The sequence below is a fragment of the Proteus sp. LHD240705 genome (assembly GCF_047921555.1).
Taxonomy (GTDB): domain Bacteria; phylum Pseudomonadota; class Gammaproteobacteria; order Enterobacterales; family Enterobacteriaceae; genus Proteus.
On record NZ_JBLRMI010000003.1, the window covers coordinates 419,040 to 444,693 of the forward strand.

Sequence of the window (25,654 nt, forward strand, 5' to 3'; positions counted from 1 at the left end):
AAATCTTGATAGTTAATGACAGGTAAATAAAGATTTATGAATGAATTTATGATTTTCTCAGCACATAATCATTAATATAAATTGATTGTTATTTATGTAATTACTTGAAATTTAAGGTAAAATTTATTTTTGATTATTTTTGTTAATAAGTTAACTTTTTTTGACATTAGTTAATTTACTTAATTTTTTAGTGATACATTTTGTCGTTAAAATAGAAAACTTATAAAATGAGTAATTTCAGAGTTCAAAAATATTTGTCAAAGCATTACAAAGAAATGGTTATTAAGAATAAAAAACTATCTTTATTCGATGGCTTTTAAATAGATAAGATAGAACTTGATATTGAAGGGAAGCAAATTATAGGTAATTGTCCATTGCAAAAAATATAACAGGCATAATATGTTTGCGCTATGGGGAAAAAACAGGAAAGCACGTTTAGTTTGAAAATAGTGAGAGTTTAGCGATTGAGCATCTTAAGAGGATAATTGAGATAAAAAAATCCCCGCACGAGGCGGGGGAAAAATTAAATATCTATCAGTGATGAAATACTGAAACCAATAGTAAGGGAAAAAAAGATATCAATCTGTAACAAACTTTAAAAAGAAATAATAAGAATAAAGTGCAGAATTGAAATAATTTTCTGAAAAAATAAATTTTTTTTGATTTTTTCTATTTAATTATTTGATTTTATTTAATTTTAATTTTCACTTAACAGTGAGGCTAAATGATATAAACTAAAACCATCTTGGTTTAACTATAAAGTTTACATACATTTAGTTGAAAATTTTGATAATTTACTTCGTTGGTTAGAATAACAATATGCTTATTTATAATGAGATTGGAATTAAAAATAGACAATAATAAGATTTTATTATTGTCTATTTAAAAAAATTAAAGAAAAATGTATATTTATCTGTTAGTTACCATTTTGTTACATCAATTTCATTGTTCTGATATGCCTTCGCAATATAAGAAGAGATATTGTTGCGTATATAAGGATTTTTTTCTTTGGGATACATTTTCCAAGCTTGTTGTAAATAAGGTAACAACTCACTATCGATGTAATTTGAGCTCGATAATGCCTGAATTGCACCTAAGCAGATCTCTTCATTTTCAGAGATTGCGAGTTCATAAAATGCTGATGTTTTATCTTTTAAATTAATATCATGAGAAGCTGCATAAATTGCACTTCTTATTATTTCTACGCTTGAGTGAGTAAAGAAGGGTTGGAAATCTTCAACTAAAACAGCTTTTAATTCGGCCAAAGAGTAACCGATAAAACGCAATGTATCTTCGCTATTCGTTACTTTAAGAATTGGGAAAAGGTTATCTTTGAAAAGAGAACATTGATCTCTATATTTAAAGTAAATAATAGGAATAACAATGTCTGTTTTTTCATCAAATGGAGCAACTAAAGCTTGCTGAATATAGGGCAATGCTTGTTCTTTAAAATAAGAGGCTAAAACATTTAACGAAACTTTATATAACTCAATATCTTCAGTTTGCAGTTGTTGTTCTAGAAAATATAAACTGCTGTTGGATAATTCAGGTAACTTAGTTAATGAGTTGATAGCACTAATTTTTTTCGTAATATCTTTATTATTTTTGGCAAAATGAAGTAACGTTTCTTCATTACCTCCCATTCGATGACCAAACCAGCTTGTATCATAGCCTAAAATCACTTCATCTAACCAACGTTCGTACCACTGTGTAAATGAAGTTTCATAGGAAAATATGTAAGGAGTATCTGAATTAACCCAATCAGATGTATATAAAATATGACCTTTATATTTACCATTGACCACTAATAAAAGATCGTATTCACATCCACAAGTACCTAAATAAAGTGTACCTTGATGAACTTTATCGCAAATAATATCAAAGTCTTCATCACTACAGTCTTCGGGGACATGACAAAGTGCTTTCCACTCATCAATATTCATTTTAGGTTTAAGTAAGCAGGGTAATGCACAATTTTGTACACCATTTCTATCTATTGCGTCATCAAAAGCATATAGGCCATAGTAAGGGCCTGCACCACCATAAGAGCCTGTACCACCATTGCCAATTTGAGTTACAAAGGCGATATAATCTTCGGGAAATTCACATCCAGCCTTTGCTTGTAGCTGGTTAACTTTCTCTATTGAGAGTGGAGAGCTTAGTTGATATTTATGATTGTCAGCACCAAACTCCTTATATTCATGATCAATACTAGTTGCTAGTACTAATTTCTTACGGATACGCTCGATAGGATTATCTGCATATTTTTTATTAAGTTGTTCCCATTGCTGCTCTGCTGTTAGCTCTTCATTTTTTCCAATGATGGTGGAAATAAAACCCATAATTTAAAATCCCTATTGATGATATGGTTTAATTATAGCGTGGTGATTTCATGATCCTTTTTAGATAGTGATAACCAAATACAATATTACTATCTTGCGTTAGATTCACTATAAGCTATTTTAGTTTTAACAAGATAATAGTATTTTGAAGGAAAGTATGTTCTCCATTTAGGGTTAAATGGGTTATGGAATAATACAGATAAAAAAAAGACCAACGCTAGGAGAGTTGGTCAATAAATACTAGAAGCAATGTGAGCAATGTCGTTGTGAGAAACTGAGCAAAATACTCAACTATTCACGAGGTAAAAGATAATCATTATCATTTAATGTGTCAACCCTAAGAAAGTTGCGGTTATTATTTATTCACACTAAAAGTCAATAAATTATCTTACTTTATAGAAACTAAAGTTGGAATTTTATTATTAATAACAACAAGATCACTACTTTCTGATTTAGTGTTTATCGTATTCTTAACAGCATTCATTTTTTTCATTTTATTGACTAAATCTTTAAAATGTTGAGAGCGTAAATGTATCGTTTTCTTAACCATGAATTTTCTCCTTATGAATTGTAGTCATAACAATAATAAGGATATTATTTAAATGCAAATGATAATCAATATTATTTATAGCGTGTGATTTGATGGTAAAGTGCTTATGTTCAGGTAAATACTACGATTTTATCTACTTCTTTGTATAAGCTTTCTTATCTTTGCTCTCTTAAAAGAGTGATATTATGAATAATAAAAGGAATTAACAGAGGATTTTGGCGATGGCATATGATTTAACGAAGCGATTAGTCATAGGGCTTTCCTCTAGTGCATTATTTGATTTAGAAGAATCAGATAATATTTTTCGCACACAAGGAGAGGAAGCTTATCGAAAATATCAACATAAAATGCAGGATGTACCTCTAAATAAAGGTGTTGCATTTCCTTTTATTAGCCGGCTTTTGAAGCTAAATAATATTAGACCTGACGATCCACTCGTTGAAGTTATTTTGTTATCTAGAAATGATCCCGATACTGGATTAAGAGTGATGAATTCTATTGAACATTATAATCTAGGGATCACCCGAGCCGTATTTCTTCAAGGAAAATCACCTCATATTTATATTCCAGCATTTGATATTGAGTTATTTTTATCTGCTGATCATGATGATGTTTTACAAGCAATTAATGCAAATTATCCAGCAGGACAGATATTAGAAGGCCATGTTAATGATGATGATGCCGATGAATTAAGAATTGCGTTCGACTTTGATGGTGTGATCGCTGATGATGAAGCAGAAGTTATTTATAAAACTTCAGGGGAGTTGTCTCAATTTCACAAGCATGAAGCTAAAATGGTTGATGTTCCTCATAACCCTGGACCATTAAAGAAATTTTTATTGCGTATTTCTGATATTCAAAAATTAGAATTAGAAAAAGTAAAACAAGATCCTACATATATTCCATTGCTTAAGATCTCTATTGTTACTGCGCGTAATGCACCATCTCATAAACGTGTTATTAATACGATGAGAACGTGGGGAATTTCTGTTAATGAAGCCTTTTTTATGGGGGGAGTAGAGAAAGCCAATGTTTTGAGAATTCTAAAACCTCATATATTCTTTGATGATCAAAAACTGCATTTAAAATCATCATCTGAATTACCTTCTGTCCATATTCCTTTTGGAATAGCAAATAGAAAAATAGATAATAAATAATAAGTATTTAATTATTGAGTGTCTGATATATAGCATACACTCAATTTTTATTTTGTCTAATTATGTTTTTCCTTTAATTTAAATAATAACTTTATTATAAACTGGATCTATTTTATAAAAGTAGTATGGTAGGTATTAAATAACTACTAAAAATTATAAATGATAAATATTTATAATTAATTTCAAGAGGTCTTAAGTTTAATTTAAAGAAGGAAAATTGAAGTGGATAATAATCATAGATTTTTTTCTGACGAAGTGTGCCCTAAAACTGCATTATATGGTCAATTTTATGGTGATAATCACTATGCTGGCCGAGATTATGAGCGAAAAATATATTATGGAAATAAATTCCCAAAAACTAAAAAAGGTTTTTATTTTAAGAAATTAATGAATTTTAAATAATAGCAATAATAAGCAAGTAATATGGGATCATTTTAAATGTAGATATCAATATTTTTTAAATTGATATATTTTTAAAAACAAGTTGATGATTGCGTAACTTATGAAATTTACTACGCTGAAAAATAACAGCGCAGTAAAAATTATTATTGAGTCTTTTCAATACCAATAGGTTGATAACCTTGCCATAAAGGTTTGAAATGTTCACCCGAATTATTTGGTATTAGATGAATGTAAAAATTACCGATTTTGCTTAATAAAGTGCAATCATCAACATCTTTTAAATTGTCTTTATGTTGTTGCAGACTATTTACTAAAAGGGTCGCAATAGCCTTCTCTTTAGCTTCATTCGCTGATTTAGCAACAAATAAATCAAATTCATGCAATTCAGCTAGATTTGATGGATGATAGCCTCCCACATTAACAAAATATAAATTATCGTTACTATCGCTAGGTTTATCACTAAGAGTGATATTAAACCCATCAACCCAAGTGATTTCTGCATAACCATCAATATGTACTTTGTCTTTATCTCCAAACCATGCTTCTCTTAACGCAGGCCAAGCATCTGTAGGTTTTTCTGCCACAACAAATTGGATATCGTGAACTTCAATATTTGACTTACCGGCATTACCACCAATGTAGAACATAAATAACTTCATTGCTTTTCCAACTTTTTATTTTGTTATCGATATATAATTTATTATATATCGATTTGAGGAGAAAGTGTAAAATGAGACGATAGATAAGATCATGGGCGTGAATGTTGAGTATTAGTGCTTAATCATAATTAGAGAAAACCTTCCTTATAGTTATAAGGGCAATCTGTTCTTAAATACTGCGTGTAATTTTGACGCTAATACTTACTTTAAATTGATATTATTATTTCTTGCCCACTTTTTTAATCTCCCATTAGCGTTGGCATAAGGTGAAGATGTGTTAAATGAGATCATTCGACCCATCGTCCATTTTGTGTACCATGGTTTACCATACAAAATATCATCAGTTCGCTCATCAATAAGTGCCACAATTTCATTTTTTACAGCCCGAAGTTCAGCTATTAACGAGTCATAATTTAACTCACTGTAATCTGAGTAAAATTTTTGAGCAAGAAGACCAAGTTGGTTCCATTTATAACCAGTGTCTGGAAAATCGATAGGTAAACCTTTGGCATCAGATGTGATCCATTTTACAACAAGAGAATTCCATCCGAGCAAATACGAAACAAGATCACGAACACTCATCTTGGTTCCTTTGGCGTGCCCATCCATTGAGCGCTCCGAAGTAGTTTCTATCGGGATTGCATCAAGATAACTAATTAATTTATTGAAATTTTTATCAATAGCTAAAAGTAGTTCAACTTTTGTTTGCGGTACACTCATAAGAACTTCCATCTAATTAGAAGAGAAAGAGCATAAAGGGCTGTGTAGTGTTTAAAAATATATTATGTACTATCCACCATAATAGGGGAAGATCCTTTTATAACAGTGTAAATCTCGATTTCTGAATATAATTGGGTCTATATCTTTAAATATTGAATTTAGGCTTTTTTATTTGTAGCTAATTTATTATTGAAAACTCATTTTTCATTTCATTATTATGTGGTAGTGAAAGGGCTGTTTTATTACTTTAGGTATCTCTATGAATGTCAATTTCGACTTGTTTGCTGAAGAGGTCAGGAGAGAGATAGCTAGGCGTAGTTTGCATGAATTTATTCAGTATATAAACCCGGAATATATTACAAGCCACTTTTCAGAAACGGTGTGTAATGCGTTAGAGCAATTTTTGTTAGACATGATGGATGGTAAGCGCCCTAAGTTAATCTTAAGTGCGCCACCTTAGGGTGCTACAGGGATTATTATGAATTGGTTATCATCTAGTTCCGGTGGATAACAAACAAGAACAGCAACATTTCCTATCCCATTTCCAAATCAATGCTTGAATGTATCGATTTCATGGAGCAAAACCACAGGTCAAATGGATTATCCTTGTAGAATAATTAGTTATGATCGTACTAGCGTTCGTTATGTTGCTGATGGTTCTAGTGAGGTGTCTATTACTGCAATTGGGTTTTAATAATTATTATCTATGCTACCCTAATTTAGGGTGGTTACATTGTTTTTATTCTTTTAACCCAGCTACGAATAAAAATTCTCCAAAGAAAGGCTCTGAGTTTTACATATAAATTTCTATTTTTATATTGTTCATTAAAGAATGCTATTCTTTTTTCTAATGTTATTGAGCGATCACTTTCTAATGTTGATACTTCTGATAAAGGGGTAACATCAATCACATGTGGAATAATTGCTTTTAAGTTAATGGCACCATGCTCTCTCATAAATCTCCACTTATCAGCCTCAATCCAAACTGGTGTTAAAAAATTTAGAAGGTTATTGGCAGCTTTGATATTGAGCATGTATCCATAGGCATAGTCTGCATCAATAACATTAACTAAATTATATTTGGTGGAGAGTTTTGTTTTAAATGTATCAATATATTCATTTACTATACTTAAAAGATATACATTAGGTTTATGTTTATTCTTATAATTATAATTTTCAATTAAATTATATGATTCAATAATATTTTCATTCAGTAAGGCATCATCTTCTAGAATTAATGCTATGTCTATATTATCCTTTATCATTTTTTCATATATTTTTATATGACTTAATGAACAACCAAGAACTCCATGGGTCATACCATGTTGATAAAAATCCTTACTTAGGATGTTGATTTCATCTTCTGATAAATTTTTTCCATTCACTGCTTCAATAAACTCTACATTTAACCCAAGTTTATCAGCTTGATGTTGAATGGACTCTTTTCTTTCTTTGTCTTTTGGTAAGTTTATAACGAATATTTTCATAATTATTAAAATATAATGGTTTTTATGTGGTTATTTTAAAAGGATATGATTGAAGTGGCAATGTATATGATGGTATTAATTTTAATAATAGGTTAAATATACTAGTTATCTTAATTTTTCATTTTGAAACTATCTCTAAAATATCCCTCCAACTTCTCAAGCAAATCCCTAGCCAAATCCTCTGTCATATAGGTTCTCATCGGTTCTCGCTTAACATTCTTCATTTCAAATGTATTCTCATCAAACTTTGGATCAGAAAAGATAATGTCCATAAACAGATAACCATAAGGGTTGTCTGCAGATAAGCGAGCTTCTTCTAATTGAGCAATATATTCCGCATTATTGATTTCTAGTTTAATCATGATATCATCTATTTTACTGTTTTTTTATACAGTAGTTTATGTAAGGTAACGAATAGAATAGCAAGGAGAAAAGGGCAATTTTATGAGCTAAAGAAAGGGGGATTTTGAGAGATGATTTGTCGTCGTTTTACCCCAGTTTTACCCCTATTTTACCCTGCGCAAATTTCAGGCATAAAAAAACAACCATATCAAGTGTCAAAGTATATGTTGGAGGTCTAAAAGCAGGGCTTTGAACATTATGGCTATGGGGTATTGATATATTTATGTTACTGGCACTTATTTAGAGTGCCAGTACATTATAAACCTTTAAATAATCTTAGATACTCAAAATACCTTAATAATCTAATGTCATATAATTGAATACCATCAGGAAATACACCATCTCTATTCAAAAAAATAGAATTTTTTGTATTTCGATAATATATTTTTCTTTTTAATGGTAATTTATTGAACTTTTCAAAATCAGAACTATCAATAGAATCTTTATCACAACATTTAAAAATAACGTTATCTATCCCATTGTTATTAATATAGTTTAATAGTCTATTTTTTCGTCTATTCCATTTGCTTATAGCTGATTTTGAGTCAGTGTAGTGCATAAAATGAATAGTTATTCCGTTTAAAATAGCAATAGGATAATTAGAACTATCAATGAAATTTTTATCAGTTAATTCAAAGTTTAAAAAACACTCAAGATCAGATAAAATTTTAATAAAATCATTTGTATTTATTGCTAGACCAATAAAAGGTGTATTGAACTGCATATTTAGATTTTTATAAACTCCAATATTCCAGCAATTATTTGATACAATAGCTATTTTTTTATTTTTTAATATAATTCTGTCTAACCAATTAGTTATCTTTTGTTTTCTGGCTAATTTATTTATTTTATATTTTATATATGATTTCATAACATTAAAGCAATAAAAAGTATTCAAAGGTTATTTTTTATAGTATTACACTAAATTAGTACTATTCAAACGAAAATTGTTTACTTAATTCTTCATTTTGAAGCTATCTCTAAAATACCTCTCCAATTGCTCAAGCAAATCCCTAGCCACATCCTCTGTCATATAGGTTCTCATCGGTTCTCGCTTAACATTCTTCATTTCAAATGTATTCTCATCAAACTTTGGATCAGAAAAGATAATATCCATAAACAGATAGCCATACGGGTTATCTGCAGATAAACGAGCCTCTTCTAACTGAGCAATATATTCCACATTATTGATTTCGAGTTTAATCATGGCATCACCCATTTAACTGTGTTTTTATACAGTATTTTATATAAGGTAACGAATAGAATAGCAAGGAGAAAAGGGCAATTTTATGAGCTAAAGAAAGGAGGTTTTGAGAGATGATTTGTCGTCGTTTTACCAGAGTTTTACCAGAGTTTTACCAGTGACAAATTCTAGACATAAAAAAACCAACCATAAGCGGTTGGTTTTTCTAAGGAATTTTGGTCGGCATGATAGGATTTGAACCTACGACCCCTGACACCCCATGACAGTGCGCTACCAGGCTGCGCTACATGCCGTTTGTGCTCTGTATATTACTGTTTTTGACTGCTAAAGCAACCCTTTGCTAATTAAGTGACGTAATTTTATACGTCACTTAATAGTGCTAGCGTTCAATAAAACGCTTCTGCTCAGCCAGAACTTGCAGTAATAATTTTAAATCAGGTTTTGCAGAGCTGATCTCTTGTCCTGATTTATCAAATAAAGCATACCGGCCATTCTTATCTATCAACAAAGTATTATCTTGTAAAAAGACGACAAATGCCTCTTCATCACCTGTAAAAATCCATGGATGATTACGGGTGCTTGCGAATAAATCTTCACCTTGTGAATAGTTATCAGCTGGGCTTATGACATGTAAAACATGCTGCATTAAGGTTGTCATAATATCTTGATGGCTTGTCATTCGATCAATAACCTGTGGCGTCATATTTGGCCAATGTATCATCAATGGCACTTGTGACTGGCTTAAATTAAAGGTGGTCTTATTTGAAAGCCATTGATTAATCTGCTTCTTATTGTTGTCTTGATGATAGCTAGAAGTGACAACTACAACAGTATTATCTAGCACTTTGGTTTCTTGTAATGTCTTAAATATTGTCTCAAGTTGATCATTTAATGTGGTGCGTTGAGACGCATTATTGGTGTGACCATTAATTTGTAAGAAAGAGAACCAAGGGGTTGTTTGGCTGTTTTTGACCAGCCAATTGCTCCAACTATCAATTGTGGCATTGTTATCACCACTGCGTGATGTTGGGAGGGAGAAATCTGATAGCACAGCTTGTTTAAACAGTGGCGTTTGGAAACCATTAGTTGAAAACATTGCTAATTGGTAGTTCCGATAACTTAGCGCATCGAAAAGTGCAGAGTTTTTTCTGCTACTTAATACACTGTCTAAATAAGAAGGTGAAATACCATAAAATAGGCCAAATAATGCAGTGTCATTATTAATGCCTGATGAGTAATGCTTTGAAAAATAAAGATTATTTTTTGCGAACTGTTGCAGACTTGGTAATTCAGGCACTTCTTCGTTACCTAAACCATCGATGACAACCACCAGCAAGTTATAAGAATAGGTATTCTTGGCATAGATTAATGGAGCAAGAGGATAGGTGATCCCTTGTGCTGCTGGGTTACCCTCACTGATAACACGTTGCTCATATTCTGATTGATTAATAAAACCATGACGTTCAAGGAATTTACGCGCCGTCATTGGATACGATAGCGGTAAATTAGCTCGTTGCATGGTGATTGGGCGATAGAAGTTAGCATCAGCCCAAATTGACATAGAGTGAGATAATATAAAGCAAGTAATAAAGACACCCGCTAATGGTTTACCCCAACGTTGGCGATTTAAGCTGCGTAATTTTTGCCAACTCCACGTTGCAAAAAGCATTTCAATAAGAAAGATGATGGGAATGCCAATAAAGATAAGTTGCCATTCACGCGCCATTTCACCTTCATCTGGATTAATCACGAGATCCCAAACAAGTTGAGTCAAATGGAGTTGAAATTGCTGGTAAACGGCGATATCAAAAATAAGGATAGTCAATCCAGCACTGGCAAGGGCACAGGAAATGACTCTAAGTAGCCGTTGAGAAACCGCTACGAAGGTGAGAGGGAAAAGGATGAGTATATAGATAGCAAAGACAATAAAACTAAAATGTCCCATCCAACTCACAATAGCGTAAAAACGACCAGCAAAAGTTGCAGGCCAATCAGAAATAAACAGGTAACGGCTCCCAAGCAGTAAGCTTAGAATAATATTAAATAGCGCAAACCAGTGACCCCAACTGATCATTTGGGATACTTTTTCACGATAGGACTGAGGTCTCGTTACCATGTCTATAAATAATTTTTCTATGTTTATTAGTGAATATTGCCTTCATCAATTGAAGCACGCAATGCGTGAACAAAAGAATCAGCAATCAGCATTCGTTGAGCAGGGGCAATACTTGTATTGATTAAGTTTGTCACCATGTTCCCCAACACCATCAAAGAAAGATCTGTAGGAGTATGATGTTTTTCAAGAACGCTGACAAGTTCTGCAAGTAATTGCTCAACTTGTTCATCACTATAACGGGATTTTTGTGGCATAAAATCTGAATTCCTACTAAATGAATAAAACGCTATATATTACCGTATTACTAGGTCTTTTTCCGCTATTAAATTAATTAATTTTCCCTTGATACTGAAAGTAGGGAGTGTTTGAATACGCGCACGAGAAAGAGACGCAATAGAAGAGGACGACCATGAGTCTAGATATTAACCAATTAGTTTTGCATCAACTTATTAAGCGAGATGAGCAGACATTAGAAGTTGTGCTACGTGATTCACTCTTAGAAATTGAACCCGTTGTTCAGGAGATGATTGAAGAGTTACATCGTGTATACAGTGCAAAAAGTAAAGCTTATGGTCTGTTTAATGAAGAAAGTGAATTAGCAGAAGCGCTGCGTTTACAGCGTAAAGGCGAAGAAAACTTTTTAGGTTTTTCACGAGCAGCAACCGTGAGACTAAAAGATGAATTAGCAAAATATCCTTTTGCAGAAGGTGGCACCGTTCTATTTTGCCACTATCGCTATTTAGCGGTGGATTACCTTTTAATTGCTGTACTTAGTAGTTGTAACAGTATGTGGGTAAATGACAGCCTTGATGTGTCATCAACGCGCTATTTAGATATTCCTCATGCAGACATTATTGCTCGTATCGATTTAACTGAATGGGAAACGGCGCCCGACTCTTTACGTTATTTAACGTTTTTAAAAGGTCGTGTTGGACGTAAAGTCTCTGACTTCTTTATGGACTTTTTAGGTGCTCAAGAAGGTTTAAACGCTAAAGTTCAAAATAAAGGCTTATTACAAGCGGTTGACGATTTTTGTGAAGCCTCAGAAATGGGCAAGCAAGAGCGTCAAACTTGTCGTGAGCAAGTATATAGCTATTGTAACGAGCAATTACAATCGGGCGAAGAAATTGCCTTAACAGAGCTTGCCGAAGAATTACCGTCTTTGGGTGATCAAAACTTTGCTCAATTTACTGAAGAAAAAGGCTATGAGTTAGCTGAAACATTCCCCGCAGATCGCAGTACGTTACGTCAACTGATGAAGTACTCAGGAAGTGGTGGTGGATTAACAGTGAATTTTGATGCGAAATTATTAGGGGAGAGAATATTCTGGGATCCAGCAACAGATACGCTCACCATTAAAGGTACACCGCCTAATTTACGTGATCAGCTACAACGTAGAGCATCAGAAAAATAATTAAATAGTAGAAACAAATAACGCCACATTAAGTGGCGTTATATGCTCGGCGTCCCGAAAAATAAAGCTCGAAGGGTGGCTTATTAAGCGCGCAGGAAGTCGATATGAGTAATTTTTGGTTTATACTCGTGACGTTGCACTGCTTTAACTTTAACTTTAGTTTCTTTACCATCGATAACCAGGTTTACGAAATCTGAATAGAATTCTGATTTGTGCTCTTGGTTGATAACTTCGTTGTGATCTAAATCGATAGCGATTGGCTCTTCATTTCCGCCATAAACGATAGCAGGAAAACGGTTAGCCACACGCAGGCGGCGGCTCGCACCCTTACCCTGCTCTTTACGTACAGTTGCTTTGATAGTTAACATCTTTTTTCTCTTATAAAAAAGAAAGAAAATACATACTTGTTACAGGCGACCCAGCAACAAGCTCGAGATTTGGTTTATCTAAAAATAGATAAAGCGGGGCGCATTTTAACGAAAAAGTCCTCTAACAGCAAATATAAATCCAGATTAATATAAGGTATCTGCTTTTCGGTAGCGGCCTGCATAGTCAAAAATCTTATTTCTTATCTTCCAGAAGCTCTCTTTTTTACCTTTATGGGCGACAATAAAGTCGGGGTGACGTAACAAATCAAACTGTTTAATAATGTCGTTGGCATCATGCCAAACAAAAGGAACACCTGGTGCGCGTTGATGTTCACGTAAAAATTTTAATTCAAATACTTTTCGTTGAGCTGGGGTGGTTAATCGAAAACGTTCAGAGACAGACGTGCCTTCTTCATCGTAATAATTAATTTCTAACCATTCACCTTTAACATCATTTCCTGACTTAAATTGCATTCCACCACAGCGTAGAACTAATGCCCCTTTGAGTTTTAATGCCGCTTTGAGCATATCATCAGGATCAACCAAGATATCATCGCAATGAACACAGCGACGTGCTGCAATATCATTTTCTTCATTACAATGAGGACACAATTTAAAGCGGAAACGAAATTCACATTGCTGTTTTTGCCCTTGTTCATTGAGTTCCCAACCTTGGCAACGGCGACCATAGTGTTCAATGATATCCCCATCAGCATCTACAATTCCCCAAAAGGTATTGGCAAATTGGCAAATAGGACAAAAAACTTGTACCGGCTGACTATTTGGATTGGGTTTTTTAGTACCAACTTCGGGTAGATAGAGATCATGAGGATTACCTGCATAATCTAAAATCAGGCATTCTGTTTTTCCTGCAAATAATCTTAATCCCCGTCCTACAATTTGCTGGTATAAACTCACAGACTCAGTGGGGCGTAAGATAGCAATTAAATCAACATGAGGTGCATCAAAACCTGTTGTTAGTACGGCAACATTGACCATATAACGTAATTGTTGCTGTTTAAAACGGGAAATAAGATCATCACGTTCATAAGAGGGGGTATCCGCACTGACTAATGCTGCTTCATCTTGTGGTAAAAGAGAAAGGATCTCTTTTGCATGTTCAACTGTCGCCGCAAATATCATTACTCCTCGGCAATTTTGCGCATATTCAATAATTTGAGCGACAATATGAGGCGTAATACGTTTTTGTCTCTTTATTTCACGGTTTAGATCTTCTTCATTAAATATCCCATTTTGACTTGTTCTTACTTGGCTAAAGTCGTATTGCAATATAGGCATATCTAGGCGAGTTGGTGGAACTAAAAAATGATTGCTTATCATATAGCGTAAAGGCAATTCATAGATACAATCGCGGAAAAAGCAGTTTTCATCACCTCTGATCATACCGTGATAATGATATTGATAAATCCAACCCGTAGGTAAACGATAAGGTGTTGCAGTTAATCCTAAGATACGTAATTGTGGATTAATGGATTGCAATTGTTTAATGACTTGCTGATATTGGCTATCTTCAGACAAACTAATGCGATGGCATTCATCAATAATAAGAAGAGAAAAAGTATCACTAAACCGCGATAAATTACGGGCAACAGATTGCACACTACCAAAAACAACTTTCCCGCTACTCTCTTTTTGTTGTAAGCCAGCAGCAAAAATATCTGCAGATAGACCATAAGCCTCATATTTGCTATGGTTCTGTTCTACTAATTCTTTTACGTGTGCTAACACCAATACACGTCCGCGTGCTCTTTTAGCGAGTTCTGCAATCACTAAACTTTTCCCTGCGCCAGTAGGTAATACAATTACCGCAGGTGTATTGTGTTGGCGAAAATAAGAGATTGTCGCGTTAACAGCGTCAAGTTGATAAGGTCTGAGTGTAAAAGCCATAACTCTGCATAAGAAATCAAACGGGGCGTCAGCGTAACATTTTTTTATAGGTAGCGCGAATAAGGGAGGAGTAAAGAGCGTGATAGTTTATTTATAAATTAATTAGTTGTTTTATTGTTAATATTCATTTTTAATAGATACCTCATATCAGATGGTATTCTTCCATTTTTCAGAGAAATTCATGCGATTAGATAAATTTTTATCCCAGCAATTGGGTATTAGCCGTAGCTTGATCCTTCGTGAATTAAGAGCAGGGCTTGTAACAATTGATGGCGAAATGGTGAAAAGCGGTTCAACCAAAATTGCACCAGAGCAAGAAGTAGCTTACGACGGTAATGTCTTAACTCAAATTTTAGGGCCTCGCTACTTTATGTTGAATAAGCCAATTGGCTATGTATGTTCAACAGACGATCCAGTTAATCCAACTATCCTCTATTTTATTGATGAACCTTTGGCTCATAAATTACATGCTGCTGGGCGTTTAGATATTGATACAACAGGACTTGTTTTATTAACGGATAATGGTCAATGGTCACATCGTATTACGGCACCAAAACATCATTGTGAGAAAACCTATCTGGTTACGTTAGAAGAGCCGATTGGAGAGGGTGTTGCTGAACAATTCCAAAAGGGTGTTCAACTCAACGGTGAAAAAGACCTAACAAAACCCGCCACGTTAGAAATTATTACGCCAACAGAAGTCAAACTTACTATTAGTGAAGGCAAATATCACCAAGTAAAACGTATGTTTGCAGCAGTGGGTAATCATGTAAGTGCATTACATCGTGAGCGTATTGGTGATATTACATTAGATGAGACTTTAGCTGAGGGCGAATATCGTCCATTAACAGAAGAAGAGATCAACAGCATTCACTTACCTCAATAATTATTATTTATCCTGTCGTTTTTGGGAGTTTATCTGCGTGCAACAGCAACGTTCGTCGTACTTTAGTCTCATTTTAATACTGGGACTTATTTCCATGCTTATGCCATTGGCTATAGATATGTATTTGCCAAGTTTACCTACTATTGCGCAAGATTTTGGTGTGCCAAGTGGCAAAGTACAAATGACATTAAGTATCTATATTTTTGGTTTTGCTATTGGGCAATTAGTCTATGGTCCTATGGCTGATAGCTTGGGACGTAAGCCTGTCATTTTGGGCGGCGTAATTGTTTTTGCTTTTGCCTCTAGTGCATGTGCATTATCTGAATCAATAGATGTGCTAATTGGTATGCGCTTTTTACATGGTTTTGCAGCAGCTGCGGCAAGTGTTGTTATTAATGCATTGATGAGAGATATGTTCTCTAGAGATGACTTCTCTAGAAGTATGTCTTTTGTTGCACTTGTTATGACTATCGCACCTTTATTAGCGCCACTATTAGGTGCTTGGGTGATGAATTGGTTTTCATGGCATGCTATTTTCTGGAGTATCGCGATAGCCGCCGTGATTGCATCTGCATTAATTGCTTTTTATATTCCAGAAACATTACCAAAAGAGCGTCGCCAACGCTTTAGCTTAAGAGTGACATTTAGCCAATTTATTAGTCTGTTTAGAACACGTCGTGTCCTTTGCTATATTTTGGCTTCAGGTTTTTCTTTTGCTGGCATGTTTTCATTTCTTAGTGCTGGCCCTTTTGTCTATATCGAATTGCATGGTATTCCCTTTGATCAATTTGGATTATATTTTGGCTTTAATATCATCTTCTTAATTGTGATGACAAGCATTAATGGGCGATATGTTCGTCGATTTGGTGCGTTGAATATGTTACGCCTAGGATTAACTATTCAATGTATTATGGGGATCTTTTTATTGCTGGTGGTCGCTCTTAATTTACATTTCTATTTCCTTGTTGTGGGTGTAGCAATGTATGTGGGCGGGATCGCAATGATCACATCGAATGCGATGGCCGTTATTCTTGATGACTATCCCCATATGGCAGGAACGGTTTCTTCTCTCGCAGGAACAGTGCGTTTTGGTGTTGGTGCGTTAGTTGGAACGGCTATTGCTATGCTACCAGCAAAATCAGAATGGCCAATGGTAAGCTCTATGGCATTCTGTGTACTGTTTGCTATGGGGTTTATTTTGCTTGCTCGTCGTTATAAATAAGAACATCACGCTATAAATAACAGAAATTTATAGCGTGCTCCTCTTTTCCTGTCTCTATTTCCTCTAAAAACACCACATTTTCCTCTGCTGTATTTCATGAATCGTTTCAAATTAGTGTGATTTTTTGATTTGAATCAATACCTGATGTTGTTTTTTTGTTAAATTAAGTAAAATTTATTTTAATAATCATCTATTATTGTTTTGTTGATATGAAGTATCGTGATAAAAATTGATGGATTGTTTTACATGAATGCGTAATATTTTATGCAATTATTTTATATGGTTGATAAAATGTTAAATAAATGGAAGAATAATTGAAGAGATTAAGCATTGTAGGCATGAATATCTGCAAACGCTAAGCTAAAAGAATGGTTTGATACGTCTCTTCGCTTTTTTGTAAAGCAATTGTAATATTTATGTTCTATGATTAACAAAGTTCTAATATGCGTGTGAGCAAGTCAGTTCAAACTCGTATTGATGATGTATTAAATTAACGTGTTGATGAAACAGGATTGATTTGTGGATAATGTACAACTTTCGGTAGTTCATAAGCTGCCGCTGAGTTATCGGTGGCTAGCAGGCTTTGCAGGCACAAGAGTAGAAATACTGCCTGAAAATGATGCTGGAAAGCAAAATACGCTAATTGGCTTAAAATTATTAAGTCATGATGGTATGACACTGGATGAAGCAATACAGAATTTGCGTCAGTATCTGAGTAATCTCCATATTGATAGCGTTGTGATTGAGTGGGATGGAGCTCCTTGCCTTTTCCTTCATAGCGACGATGAATGTGCTGCATTATGTTGCTTAAAAAACGCGGGTGTCGCTATTGCAGAGCCATTCCCAACGGCATATTCTTATTTATAACACCTAGTTAATGTTATAAAACCAATGTAGTTACTGTGCGGTTTAAGCATGGCCAAGAATATAAAAAAAGCCTCATTATTTATTTTAATGAGGCTTTTTTATTGCAATAAGATATAAGGGAATTAATTATCTTAATACATTTTGCGAAAGGTTGTTTTCAACAAGCGCTGCGTCATTTTTGTCAATAACACGTCTTGCTGCATAAAAACGTTTGTTCCAGTAGACATTAGACATTTCTGACACTGTTACACCATTGCTGGTGGATGCATGTACAAATTTATCATTACCGATGTAAATTCCAACATGGCGCATAGTACGGCCTGTTTTGAATAGAACGAGATCGCCTGCTTGTAATTTTGATTTATTAACCTGGGTACCAGAGAACTGCTGGTCTGAGGTCGAGCGAGGAAGTTCTACACCGAATTGGTCAAGAAAGGTTCTTTGTACAAAGGCAGAACAGTCGATGCCTTTTTTAGTATCTCCACCTAAACGATAAGCGACGCCTTTCCAGTCTGCATATTGGTCAAGTATCTTAGATTTTATATCGAGATTCTTCACCAATGATTCAAATTCATCTTGTGATGCTTGGGAAATAGATGTGCTTGATGATGTATTAAGTGGGGTAGTGCTTGAATTCGCTAAGCGTGAATTTGCGTTCTGTGAGCTACATGCTGATAGCGTAGCTACAACAATGAACGCCGGTATGAGCTTAAGCATTCTCATATACGGTTTTGTTCTCATTGTGACAGATTTCCCTTACATCCTTACGTGCAGAAGCGCACATGAATTATTCACCAAATAACCAGAGAATATAGTGTAATTTAACTCTGGCAACCCTATTTCGCGAAAAACGTGCTCTAAAGCACGTAAATATCCACATTAAACAATAAATAATGAAGAAACCAGAAAAGTGTACAGAAAGAGGGGCTAAATGGCGAGAGAAAAGGAGCTTAATTTACAAAACATTAGATAATAAAGTGCTAATACTTAAAATAGATCTCATTTTGTCATAATAATATCATTTAATTGTCAAAAAAATGACCAAAAGAATAAGTGCAATATTACACTTATTCTCTTTTAATAAATTAAATGTGTTTTCCCTTTTATTTTTTAAAAGGAAGATATTTTTCTAATTGTCTGACAATAATATCTGATAATGGTGTAATTAATAACCAACTTGTTGTGATTAAAGTTAAAGAAATAGAACCAACTAATATATCTGATGCCCAGTGTGCACCGGCCATAACTCTTGGTAATGAAAATACGACAGTAATAAGAAGAGCACATAAGAAAGAACGAAACGAGAGATAACGTAATATAAAGCTACAGAAGATAAGTAGCATCAAACCATGATCGCCAGGGAAGCTATCACCTGAGGCATCTTTTGTAGGAATACCAGTCACAACGCCCACTCTATGCACATCTTGAAAATGAAGTGTTGGGCTTGGTCTTTCAATGGGAATATTTTGTCCCAATTGATTAATCAGCACTGCACTTATTACCATCACTAATCCCACAATGACAAGATGGCGTTTACCCATATAATCTTTTTTACGGAATGTATTGTAATAAAGTGCACCCATCGCCAGCAAAATAACTAAATCAAACTTCCTATTATTGGTATAAGCCACAAAAGAGGCAAAAAAAGTATCAGGTAAAATGTGCTGATTAAAAAAATAAAAAATATGAGTGTCAATTGATAGCCAAAATCCATGTTGTGCTGGAAGATACCAAGAGAAAAAAATAATTAGACCTGCAAGATTAAGTAGAAAAATAGCGAGTGCTTTTTGGTGAAAATAAGAAAGTTTCATAATAATAAAATGACAAATTTTGCGTGTGTTTGGTGATCTTGATCACAAAAAGTTTGAGTTTAATTATAGAACTATAACCAAAATAAAAAAATAGATCTTTGCAATTTGCTGTTTGTGTAAATGTTATACTTTAGTTTCATTTCTGTTGGATTTTTTCATACTCACTTAACTCAAATTTAGAATATTTTTTCTTGATACTCGTAATTTGAGTATTATATAATTTTTTTCTATTCTTTAATTAAAGATAAAAGTTAAATAAATAAAGTAACAAGCCGATATTAGTTAGGACTTTAATAACATATTGGCTTGTGGAATTTACACACCCCAATAATCATAGGAGGCTAGTTTTGAATAAGTTATGTATTGCTGCTACGTGCTTAACTTTATTATTAAGTACACCTACTTTTGCTAAGGAAAATAAAGTCATTGGTTCCGGAACTATAACTTTTGTTGGTGCAATTGTTGAGGGCAATTGCCTAATGGATACAGAGAAAAACACTTTTAAAACAAGCTGTTGGAATGGAACTGAAATGCAAGAATCTCAATATCAGTTAGAAAGGAATAAGCACTTTAATTCTAAATTGATTAACAACAAAGGCTCTATGGATATTAAATGGATTAATGATAATTTAGCTGTAATGAACATTGTTTATAATTAGTTTCCCATAGACCTAATAATAAAAATAATTGTATTAATTAAATAAAATTTTAATGCTTTTATAGAATTGTTATTAAAGTTAAAAATATTTGACTTAAGTTTAATCAACGTTGATTTCTTATTTATAAACATCGAACACTTATATTTGATAGACATCAAATATTCCTCTTATGTCTATATGAATGTCATATTTTATTGTTATGATGAAAATATGTCGGGTAGGTGTGATCCTCATACCTGCTAGCGCAAACAAGAAGTGAGGTCGTTATGAGAAAATATCTGACCGTAGTATGCAGTCTTCTCGTTTCCAGTTCGATATCATTAGCTTGGGCATCTGATCCCATGCAAACAACAGGGCAGATTTATCTGCGGGGTGCGATTGTGGATCCTGCATGTGAGATGAATTTCACATTTGATAAAGCTGAATACCAATGTTACAAACACAACAAAGTGTTTACATCTACTCAATCTATTGTTCCTGCGTCTTTTGATAAATCCCAACAAACTATTATTTTGCCTCAAGATATGGGCAAGGCTGAGATCCGTTGGATGGATGATATCCAAAAGAATGGTGTTATTGACGTTCACTATTTTTAAGGTGTCTGTGGGTAGACAGAGGTAGGTTGCAAAAGATAAACAAGTCAAATAATCGTTTGTCACATTGGGTTTCTTACGATTATCTGACCTATTTAAAGCAACATTAGCTATACGCTAATGAGTAGGGTTTCTGACTGTTGATTAGTCAGCTCGGCCCATATAGCGACGTTCAGCAATATGAATACGAACTTTATCGCCAGTAGAAAGGTATTCAGGAACCTGAATAACTAACCCTGTTGGCAATGTTGCAGGTTTAGTACGAGCACTTGCAGAAGCGCCTTTAATACCTGGAACAGTTTCAACAATTTCCATATCAACAGTTTGTGGCAGTTCTAATGCTAAAACTTGACCATCCATTGTTAATACTTGCATTCCTGCTAAGCCTTCCTCAGGAATAAACAGTAATTCATCTTCAATTTGATCTTTTTTGAAGGTATACGGTGTGTAATCTTCATTATCCATAAAGATATATTCATCACCATCAATGTAAGAAAAGCTCACAGCACGACGTGTTAAGCTGATGGTATCAATCATATCATCGCCTTTAAAACGCTCTTCTACTTTTTGGCCTGTACGGATATCAGTAAAACGCATTTTGTACAGTGTACTTGCACCACGAGCACTTGGTGCTTGGATGTCGATATCTTTTACCAGTAATAACTTGTTGTTATAACTAACAGCCATACCACGTTTAATTTCATTGGCTTTTGCCATATAAAACCTTCCATTAAATAACATTGACGATAATGGCGACAAAATTACTCGCAGTGCAGAAACTTGGCAAGTTATTCGCACATTTTTTTATAAGATTTGATGAAAAAACAAAGCCAGCTGAAGTGGAGCTGGCTTTAGATACAGGCTTTTAGAAAAGAAATTAACGGTAGATAGGCAGAAGATTAAAGTTCGCTAAAATATGTGCGCTGGCATTGATAACACCAAACAAAATGACGAATCCAATCATAAACATACCACCGGGCGCTTTAAAGCTTTGACTTTGATTACGTTCACGACTCGCTTTTGCCATTAATGCTGGAATAATTGCAGCCCAAATGGTTGCTGCCAGTCCTGCAAAACCAATGGCATATAAGAAACCATCAGGAAAAATAATTGCCAAAATAGTCGGTGGTATAAACGTTACTAATGCAGATTTAAATCGACCACTTCTTGTATTTGAAAACTTAAAAAAGTCTGCTAAGTAATCGAATAATCCTAATGACACTCCTAAGAATGAACTTGCTAGTGCCATATAAGAGAAAAAGTCTAATAACATTGATACAGAGGCATTGGCGGTTGTTGAACGCATTTGTGCTAATAAGTTACCAATATTTCCACCATCAGCAATTACTTGTTTGAAATCTTCGCGAGGAATATTACCTTGTACAACAAACTGCCATAAAATATAAATTGCCAGTGAAATCAATGTACCAATAAGCAAGCTTTTCATAACAGCTTTACCATCTTTACGGTAATACGTCACTAAGCCTGGAATATTGCCGTGATAACCAAATGAGGTCAGTAAATAAGGTAATGCGGCTAAAGCATAAGGCAAGTAGCTTGCATTGTTTTCGTTAGTGTTAAATAACACTGGCATTTTTACTTCCGTAAATAGACCGCCAATAGCTAACACAAAGGCAATTACCATACCACCAATTAAAATGGTGCTTAATCTATCCACTGCGCGTGTTGATAACCAAACAAAGAAAGCAACAATTAATGCAAAGACTAAACCAGCAATAGCTTGAGGGACGCTTATCACATTTGCAAAGTTTTGCACAATAATGGAGCTACCCGCAGAAATATAAGCGTAAGTTAAAATATAAAGAACAAACGCAATAGATAGTCCATTAATGGTGCTCCAACCTTTTCCTAATAAGTCTTTGGTAATGGTATGAAAGCTTGAGCCTAAAGGATAATGAAGGTTTACTTCTAAAATCATTAACCCCGACATAAATAAACAAAACCAAGTGTAGATCAAAAGGAAAATAGAACCGGTAAACCAGACACCGGAAGTCACAATAGGAATGGAAAACATGCCTGCACCCACAGCGGTGCCAGCAATGATCATTGCACCACCAAGTATGGATGGGCGCTTTGTTATTGATGTGACTTCTGACATAGGATGTCCTTATAAAATTGACTCAATGTACTAGCTTGATGGTGTAAATAATACACTTTTGCTATAAAGGTGTAAATAGAGGTTATTGTGCTTTATAAAAGAAAAAAGTGAGTAAAAATAATACAATAGGAGAAGGTGATTATATAAATCAATAGATTAGAATGAGAATTATTAGAAATGATAAAGAAATATCGCTATAAAAAAGTGAAAATTTGCGCAGAAATAGATAATTCAAACATTATTCTGAACAAAAAAGATCCAGAATAATGAAAGTGATAGGGCGTTTTTAATTAGCCTTGATAAAACTGCTTACTTTTCCATAATGCAATAGAATTGCGACTGGCTTCAAAGTGTGGCTCAGGTAAATCATCAGGTGAACACCAGCGAAGTTCAGAACATTTATCTGGTTCCATCAATTTAGGTTCGTCACCTTGATGTTGTGCGATCATACAAATAGAAACTGTGTGTTTACCTTCTAATTGGTAAGTTTCTAGATTATTGCTAATACCAATCACTTGTGGCTCAGTGATCGCAATACCAATTTCTTCTTCTATTTCTCGAATAGCACATTGCTCAAAAGTTTCACCTTCATCAACATGCCCACCAAAAATTGACCAATAAGGGGCATGTTTTCCACAACGTTTTCCTAATAATACTTCACCATTTTCATTAGTGATAATTACACCAACGCCGACTACGACTGACATTTGAGACTCCTTTTTTCTTTTTTATATAGTTAATGTATAAAATAAGTCGCTTTTTACGGGTGATATTCTCCATTGAGGATGAATAGAGTGCAAGGAGAACCAGCTCGATTTCACTGAATAAAAGGTTAATTGATGCTATAAATAACACCCTAAATATTCATAATAAAAAATGATTGGGGAGTGAAGGCATGAGTCGCCGTGTCGCTACGATCACCTTAAACCCTGCTTATGATCTTGTTGGTGCTTGTCCAGCTATTGATGTAGGTGGTGTTAATTTAGTCCGAACTGCTGGACTTAATCCTGCGGGTAAAGGCAATAATGTCGCGAAAGTCTTACGTGATTTAGGTATCGATATTACTGTTAGCGGGTTTATGGGACGCGAAAATCAAGAAGAGTTTCAGCATTTCTTTAGTGAAAATGGTATGGCGAACCGTTTTTATCTAGTGTCGGGACGAACACGCATAAATGTAAAGCTAACTGAAGGAAAAGGGCAAGTCACCGACTTTAATTTTTCAGGATTTACAGTATCACCACAAGATTGGCAGCGTTTTGCAACAGATTCGCTTAATTGGCTTGGTCATTTCGATATGGTGGTTGTCAGTGGAAGTTTACCTAATGGTGTTGATCCTGAAGCTTTTACCCAATGGATGATTAAGTTAAGAATATTATGCCCATGCATTATTTTTGACAGCAGTCGTGATGCTTTAGTCGCAGGGTTAAAAGCGGCACCTTGGTTGATAAAACCTAATCATCGTGAATTAGAAGCGTGGGTTGGACATTCATTAACTGAAATGGCAGATATTATTAAAGCTGCTCATCAATTGCGAGATAAAGGCATTGCGCATGTCGTTATTTCACTGGGTGAAAGAGGAGCTTTATGGGTAAATGCATCTGGAGCATGGCTTGCAAAGCCACCACATTGTGATGTGATAAGTACCGTTGGTGCTGGGGATTCAATGGTTGCTGGATTAGTCTATGGCTTATTAATGAGCCAAACGAGTGAGCATACATTGCGCCTTGCAACCGCTATTTCTGCGTTATCAGTCAGTCAGCCTGATGTAGGAATAAAAGACAGAAGCCAGCTTGCTGAAATGATGACTAAGATTGAGTTAACACCTATTAAATAAAGTAATTTGCGGTTTATTGTTATAAAGCGAAAATTGTATAAACCGCAAAACTCATTACTGTTAGTGCTGTTATTAGTATTGTTGTGATTTCAACCAAGCAATTTCGTCAGGCCAAATATCAGGATTAATGGTTTCTAAAATCAGCGGAATACCATCAAAACGTTTATCTTGCATAATATAACTAAAAGGCACTTTACCAATATTACCTTCACCTAAACTATGGTGGCGATCTACACGACTGGCTAATTCACTTTTTGCATCATTAAGGTGCATCGCTTTTAGGTATTGAAAGCCGACAATCCTTTCAAATTCAGCGAATGTTTTTTCGCAATCTTCAATTGTTCTTAGATCATAACCTGCGGCGAAAGTATGGCAAGTATCAATACAAACGCCTACACGAGATTTATCTTCTACGCCATCAATAATGGCGGCTAGATGTTCAAAACGATAACCTAGATTTGTTCCTTGTCCTGCTGTATTTTCAATTACGGCAGTGACATTTTTAGTTTTTTCTAAAGTGATGTTAATTGATTGGGCAATTTTTTGTAGACACTTATCAACATCAATCTTATTTAAATGACTTCCTGGATGGAAATTCAGTAACTCAATACCCAGTTGTTCACAACGCTGCATTTCATCTAAAAATGCATCTCTCGATTTTTCGAGAGCATCTTCTTCAGGGTGACCTAAATTAATGAGATAGCTGTCATGGGGTAAAATTTGAGAGGGGCTATAACTATAAAGTTCGCAGTTCTTTTTAAATTTATCAATAACTTCTGTGGATAATGGTGCAGCTTTCCACTGGCGCTGATTCTTAGTAAAAAGGGCAAACGCAGTCGCTTTTATTTCATGTGCGCGTAATACCGCCTGATCGACGCCACCAGCAGCACTGACATGTGCGCCAACAAATTTCATTCTTTCTCTCCTTAGATTT

General features: G+C 34.5%; 27 protein-coding genes, 1 tRNA gene and 1 pseudogene. 10 read left to right on the plus strand and 19 right to left on the minus strand.

Annotated features, from left to right (window positions below):
- Positions 1–920 precede the first annotated feature (920 nt).
- A complete protein-coding gene (locus tag ACNART_RS08090) occupies positions 921–2,342 on the minus strand; it encodes an SMI1/KNR4 family protein (protein ID WP_198626521.1) in 1,422 nt (473 codons plus the stop codon).
- 388 nt (positions 2,343–2,730) lie between these two features.
- Positions 2,731–2,892, minus strand: a complete 162-nt coding sequence (locus ACNART_RS08095) for a hypothetical protein (RefSeq protein ID WP_167392491.1) — start codon at positions 2,890–2,892, stop codon at positions 2,731–2,733.
- A 221-nt stretch (positions 2,893–3,113) separates the two neighbouring features.
- Between ACNART_RS08095 and ACNART_RS08100 the strand changes: the two genes are divergently transcribed.
- Positions 3,114–4,049 carry a 5'-nucleotidase gene (locus ACNART_RS08100; protein ID WP_198626523.1) on the plus strand — a complete coding sequence of 312 codons (936 nt, stop codon included), beginning with the start codon at positions 3,114–3,116 and terminating at the stop codon, positions 4,047–4,049.
- A 222-nt stretch (positions 4,050–4,271) separates the two neighbouring features.
- Positions 4,272–4,451: a hypothetical protein gene (locus ACNART_RS08105; protein ID WP_088493237.1), complete on the plus strand. Its 180-nt coding sequence runs from the start codon at positions 4,272–4,274 to the stop codon at positions 4,449–4,451.
- Positions 4,452–4,594: 143 nt separating this feature from the next.
- On the opposite strand, the gene ACNART_RS08110 is transcribed toward ACNART_RS08105, so the two are convergent.
- Both ACNART_RS08110 and ACNART_RS08115 read right to left on the minus strand, forming a co-directional pair.
- Positions 4,595–5,110, minus strand: a complete 516-nt coding sequence (locus tag ACNART_RS08110; RefSeq protein WP_198620673.1) for a DUF1543 domain-containing protein — start codon at positions 5,108–5,110, stop codon at positions 4,595–4,597.
- Between the two features lie 201 nt (positions 5,111–5,311).
- Positions 5,312–5,830 (minus strand): ClbS/DfsB family four-helix bundle protein, encoded by a 519-nt coding sequence (locus ACNART_RS08115; protein ID WP_198620672.1) that lies wholly within the window; start codon positions 5,828–5,830, stop codon positions 5,312–5,314.
- A 259-nt stretch (positions 5,831–6,089) separates the two neighbouring features.
- Here ACNART_RS08115 and ACNART_RS08120 point away from each other — a divergent pair.
- Positions 6,090–6,287: pseudogene (locus ACNART_RS08120) on the plus strand (terminase); the annotation flags it as partial.
- A gap of 271 nt (positions 6,288–6,558) precedes the next feature.
- Here the strand turns inward: ACNART_RS08120 and ACNART_RS08125 are convergent.
- The 7 genes from ACNART_RS08125 to ACNART_RS08155 form a co-directional block, all read right to left on the minus strand.
- Complete coding sequence (locus tag ACNART_RS08125; protein ID WP_198620671.1) at positions 6,559–7,317, minus strand: glycosyltransferase family 25 protein; 759 nt, start codon at positions 7,315–7,317, stop codon at positions 6,559–6,561.
- 110 nt (positions 7,318–7,427) lie between these two features.
- Positions 7,428–7,679, minus strand: a complete 252-nt coding sequence (locus ACNART_RS08130) for a hypothetical protein (RefSeq protein ID WP_416303520.1) — start codon at positions 7,677–7,679, stop codon at positions 7,428–7,430.
- Positions 7,680–7,975: 296 nt separating this feature from the next.
- On the minus strand, positions 7,976–8,590 hold the full coding sequence (locus ACNART_RS08135) for a DUF1919 domain-containing protein (protein WP_198620669.1): 615 nt from the start codon (positions 8,588–8,590) through the stop codon (positions 7,976–7,978).
- Positions 8,591–8,674: 84 nt separating this feature from the next.
- Positions 8,675–8,926, minus strand: coding sequence for a hypothetical protein (locus tag ACNART_RS08140; RefSeq protein WP_368927046.1), 252 nt, complete (start codon positions 8,924–8,926; stop codon positions 8,675–8,677).
- A gap of 213 nt (positions 8,927–9,139) precedes the next feature.
- A tRNA-Pro gene (locus tag ACNART_RS08145) sits at positions 9,140–9,216 on the minus strand.
- Positions 9,217–9,302: 86 nt separating this feature from the next.
- Positions 9,303–11,039: an LPS biosynthesis-modulating metalloenzyme YejM gene (gene yejM, locus ACNART_RS08150; protein ID WP_198620667.1), complete on the minus strand. Its 1,737-nt coding sequence runs from the start codon at positions 11,037–11,039 to the stop codon at positions 9,303–9,305.
- Positions 11,040–11,065: 26 nt separating this feature from the next.
- On the minus strand, positions 11,066–11,293 hold the full coding sequence (locus tag ACNART_RS08155; protein WP_004247042.1) for a YejL family protein: 228 nt from the start codon (positions 11,291–11,293) through the stop codon (positions 11,066–11,068).
- A gap of 155 nt (positions 11,294–11,448) precedes the next feature.
- Between ACNART_RS08155 and yejK the strand changes: the two genes are divergently transcribed.
- Entirely contained in the window at positions 11,449–12,453 is a 1,005-nt protein-coding gene (gene yejK / locus ACNART_RS08160) for a nucleoid-associated protein YejK (RefSeq protein ID WP_099074944.1), read from the plus strand.
- Positions 12,454–12,536: 83 nt separating this feature from the next.
- Here the strand turns inward: yejK and rplY are convergent, their stop codons facing one another.
- The gene (gene rplY, locus ACNART_RS08165) at positions 12,537–12,821 is read right to left on the minus strand and encodes a 50S ribosomal protein L25 (RefSeq protein ID WP_023581385.1); all 285 of its coding nucleotides are present in this window, start codon (positions 12,819–12,821) and stop codon (positions 12,537–12,539) included.
- A 144-nt stretch (positions 12,822–12,965) separates the two neighbouring features.
- Positions 12,966–14,729, minus strand: a complete 1,764-nt coding sequence (locus ACNART_RS08170; protein WP_368927043.1) for a DEAD/DEAH box helicase — start codon at positions 14,727–14,729, stop codon at positions 12,966–12,968.
- Between the two features lie 181 nt (positions 14,730–14,910).
- Here ACNART_RS08170 and rsuA point away from each other — a divergent pair, with 181 nt between their 5' ends.
- The 3 genes from rsuA to ACNART_RS08185 all read left to right on the plus strand — a co-directional run bounded on the left by rsuA (position 14,911) and on the right by ACNART_RS08185 (position 17,704).
- Positions 14,911–15,615, plus strand: coding sequence for a 16S rRNA pseudouridine(516) synthase RsuA (gene rsuA, locus ACNART_RS08175; protein WP_100157926.1), 705 nt, complete (start codon positions 14,911–14,913; stop codon positions 15,613–15,615).
- Between the two features lie 37 nt (positions 15,616–15,652).
- A complete protein-coding gene (locus tag ACNART_RS08180) occupies positions 15,653–16,837 on the plus strand; it encodes a Bcr/CflA family multidrug efflux MFS transporter (RefSeq protein WP_198629764.1) in 1,185 nt (394 codons plus the stop codon).
- Positions 16,838–17,356: 519 nt separating this feature from the next.
- Positions 17,357–17,704, plus strand: a complete 348-nt coding sequence (locus ACNART_RS08185; protein ID WP_072062745.1) for a YejG family protein — start codon at positions 17,357–17,359, stop codon at positions 17,702–17,704.
- Between the two features lie 126 nt (positions 17,705–17,830).
- Here ACNART_RS08185 and mepS read toward each other — a convergent pair whose 3' ends face one another.
- Positions 17,831–18,445, minus strand: coding sequence for a bifunctional murein DD-endopeptidase/murein LD-carboxypeptidase (gene mepS / locus ACNART_RS08190; RefSeq protein WP_100157924.1), 615 nt, complete (start codon positions 18,443–18,445; stop codon positions 17,831–17,833).
- A gap of 362 nt (positions 18,446–18,807) precedes the next feature.
- Positions 18,808–19,515 carry a phosphatase PAP2 family protein gene (locus ACNART_RS08195; protein WP_196533108.1) on the minus strand — a complete coding sequence of 236 codons (708 nt, stop codon included), beginning with the start codon at positions 19,513–19,515 and terminating at the stop codon, positions 18,808–18,810.
- A 347-nt stretch (positions 19,516–19,862) separates the two neighbouring features.
- Here ACNART_RS08195 and ACNART_RS08200 point away from each other — a divergent pair, with 347 nt between their 5' ends.
- Together ACNART_RS08200 and ACNART_RS08205 are read left to right on the plus strand one after the other, a co-directional pair.
- The gene (locus ACNART_RS08200; protein WP_109372856.1) at positions 19,863–20,174 is read left to right on the plus strand and encodes a hypothetical protein; all 312 of its coding nucleotides are present in this window, start codon (positions 19,863–19,865) and stop codon (positions 20,172–20,174) included.
- A 341-nt stretch (positions 20,175–20,515) separates the two neighbouring features.
- The gene (locus tag ACNART_RS08205) at positions 20,516–20,770 is read left to right on the plus strand and encodes a hypothetical protein (protein ID WP_416303521.1); all 255 of its coding nucleotides are present in this window, start codon (positions 20,516–20,518) and stop codon (positions 20,768–20,770) included.
- A 141-nt stretch (positions 20,771–20,911) separates the two neighbouring features.
- On the opposite strand, the gene yeiP is transcribed toward ACNART_RS08205, so the two are convergent.
- From yeiP to ACNART_RS08220, 3 genes are all read right to left on the minus strand, one after another.
- Positions 20,912–21,484 (minus strand): elongation factor P-like protein YeiP, encoded by a 573-nt coding sequence (gene yeiP, locus ACNART_RS08210; RefSeq protein WP_088493223.1) that lies wholly within the window; start codon positions 21,482–21,484, stop codon positions 20,912–20,914.
- Between the two features lie 160 nt (positions 21,485–21,644).
- Complete coding sequence (gene mtr, locus ACNART_RS08215) at positions 21,645–22,886, minus strand: tryptophan permease (protein WP_196533110.1); 1,242 nt, start codon at positions 22,884–22,886, stop codon at positions 21,645–21,647.
- A 290-nt stretch (positions 22,887–23,176) separates the two neighbouring features.
- Entirely contained in the window at positions 23,177–23,593 is a 417-nt protein-coding gene (locus tag ACNART_RS08220) for a nucleotide triphosphate diphosphatase NUDT15 (RefSeq protein WP_198629765.1), read from the minus strand.
- A 188-nt stretch (positions 23,594–23,781) separates the two neighbouring features.
- On the opposite strand from ACNART_RS08220, the gene fruK reads away from it, so the two are divergent.
- Entirely contained in the window at positions 23,782–24,720 is a 939-nt protein-coding gene (gene fruK, locus ACNART_RS08225) for a 1-phosphofructokinase (protein ID WP_196533111.1), read from the plus strand.
- A 72-nt stretch (positions 24,721–24,792) separates the two neighbouring features.
- Here the strand turns inward: fruK and nfo are convergent, their stop codons facing one another.
- Positions 24,793–25,635 carry a deoxyribonuclease IV gene (nfo, locus tag ACNART_RS08230; RefSeq protein ID WP_198620660.1) on the minus strand — a complete coding sequence of 281 codons (843 nt, stop codon included), beginning with the start codon at positions 25,633–25,635 and terminating at the stop codon, positions 24,793–24,795.
- Positions 25,636–25,654 lie beyond the last annotated feature (19 nt).